Raw genomic sequence first — 865 nt, 5'->3', positions numbered from 1 at the left:
ATTTCTTATTTCTATTCCTTTCTATGAGAAAAAAAATAGCAAACAATACCGAATACTTGCTTGATTTTATTTCATCACATCAAACTAATAATGCTGTTGATTTTGCAAAAGTTGAAATTAATGAATATAGACAAATTGCTAATAAATTTATTGATGAACATCGTGAAATAATCAATTTACAGAAAGAAAAAGCCTATTACGAGGTAAGAAAAAATATTGCTGAGCTTGTTGCTCACGATATCCGATCACCATTAGCGGCAATAAACACCGCAGTATCTGATGTAACATCGATTCCTGAAAATAAACGCATTATGATCAGAAATGCAGCTAAAAGAATCAATGATATTGCTAATAACCTACTCTTACAATCTAAAAATAATTTGCTTGACTGTAAAAGTAGTGAAATATATATGAATAATTCTCCAGAATTAATATTTGTAGTTTTAGATAATATCGTTGCAGAAAAAAGATATGAATATTACGCAACCAAAATCCAAATCAACTTACTTGGGTCCGACCACTCATATAATTGTTTTTCTAAGATACACCCTGATTCTTTTAAGCGCGTTCTATCTAATCTCATTAATAATGGTATTGAGGCAGTTAATTCTAATGGCTCTATTATTATCTCTCTAACATGCAATACTACGCATGTCGAAATTATTATTGAAGATAATGGCTGCGGTATTCCTCCCGATATCTTGCCAAAGGTTACAGAGCAAGGATTTAGCTTTAATAAGAAAGCTGGTGCTGGTTTTGGTTTATCTTATGCTAAACAATATTTAGAGCAAATCAATGGTTCAATGCATATTCACTCTGAAGAAAAAGTTGGGACAAAAATTCATATCACTCTAATTCGGTCTAC

1 protein-coding gene is annotated in these 865 nt (G+C 31.1%); it reads left to right on the top strand.

Annotation, left to right across the window (positions count from 1 at the left end; genetic code table 11):
• Positions 1-865, top strand: an 865-nt coding sequence (locus Lani_RS19585; protein WP_156415176.1) for a sensor histidine kinase, incomplete at both ends; no start/stop codon positions are given.

This window comes from Legionella anisa (genome assembly GCF_001467525.1).
GTDB classification, from domain to species: domain Bacteria; phylum Pseudomonadota; class Gammaproteobacteria; order Legionellales; family Legionellaceae; genus Legionella; species Legionella anisa.
This window is presented reverse-complemented; position numbering and strand designations above follow the sequence as displayed.